The 1,396-nt window shown below is 65.0% G+C and carries 1 protein-coding gene; it reads right to left on the bottom strand.

Annotated elements, in window-relative coordinates; all coding sequences use genetic code 11:
- Nucleotides 1-170: 170 nt before the first annotated feature.
- The coding region (locus FZN60_RS28505; RefSeq protein WP_158877789.1) for an IS1182 family transposase at nt 171-1,396 on the bottom strand (1,226 nt) is incomplete at its 5' end.

Below are 1,396 nucleotides of genomic sequence, written 5' to 3'. Positions count from 1 at the left end.
CCAGGCCGTGTCAAAACGTCGAGCTTGGTTGTTGTTTGAGGTTTCGGGGCTGATCGCACGGTTGGGCGCAGAGATACGGCGCTCTACTGCTGCTTTTTGCGATGGTCGAGGGACAGAGCGATGCCGTCGGCTCGCGTGATGGGATGGACCAAGACGCCGTGGCCGCCTGGTCAGGCTCTGATTGCGGCGAGGAGCCTCTTGCTTCCCATGATGTTGAGGACACGCGTCAGATTGTAGGCCAGGACTTGGAGCGCCATCTCGGCCGACACGCGCGGCAGCGTTCGGGTCAGGAAGTGGGTGGCTCCCATTCGCGCCTTCAGCGTGCCGAACGGATGCTCGACCGTCTCGCGCCGCACCCGCATCGCCTGAGGATCGGCATCGAGCCGGCGTTGCACGGTCTCCAGGACGTCCTCGTGCTCCCAGCGCGTGACGCGCCGCTCCTTGCCTGTCGTGCAGTCCGCCTTCAATGGGCAAGCCTGGCAAGCGTTCGTCCAATAGCGGCTGAGCGTCATCCCTCTTTCCACCGTGGTGGTGCGATGGATGAGGGTCTCGCCTGCTGGGCAGCGGTAGATGTCTTTCTCGCGATGATAGAGGAAGTCCTCCTTGCCGAAGCGTCCCGCCGCCTTGGCGCCGGACGTCATGGGACGAGGTAGGGTGACGGCGATGCCGGCGCGCTCGCAGGCGAGGATCTCCTCGCCGGAGTAGTAGCCGCGGTCGGCTATGGCCTCGAGCCGATCGACCTGGAGCGCCTGTTTGGCCTGCTGCGTCATGCCGCTGAGTTGGGCCCGGTCCGATCCGACATTGGTGACCTCGTGGGCCACGATCAGATGGTGTTCGGTGTCCACCGCCACCTGGACGTTGTAGCCCACCATGCCCGACCCGCGTCCGCTGGTTGCCATCGAGCGGGCGTCCGGATCGGTCAAGGAGACCTGACGATCGGCGGCCGCCGCCATCTGTGTCTCTAGTCTGGCGAGGCGCTCCATCTCTTGGCCAAGGCGGGCGATCTTCTCGTTCAACCGAGCGACCTTGGCGGCGAGTTCGGGCGTCGGCTCCTGCCGGTCTGCCGTGTCGAGTTGGGCAAGATAGCGTGAGACACTTTCCTCGATCTGCTCGCGGCGCCGCTCAAGCTTGGCCTTCGTGAAGTTGCGGTCGCGGTTGTTGACCGCCTTGAACTTCGAGCCGTCGATCGCGACACGCGTGCCCGTCAGAAGGCCCATCTCTCGGCACAGGGCGACGAAGCGGGCGCAGACGCGCCCGATGCCGGAACCGTTCTGCCGACGGAACTCGGCAATGGTCTTGTGATCGGGCGACAGCCGAGCTGTCAGCCACATGACCTCGACGTTGCGACCTGCCTCGCGCTCCAAACGCCGACTGGAGGGAATGCGGTTCAGGTAGC

This window comes from Antarcticirhabdus aurantiaca (assembly GCF_009765365.1).
Classification (GTDB): Bacteria; Pseudomonadota; Alphaproteobacteria; order Rhizobiales; family Rhizobiaceae; genus Antarcticirhabdus; species Antarcticirhabdus aurantiaca.
This window is presented reverse-complemented; position numbering and strand designations above follow the sequence as displayed.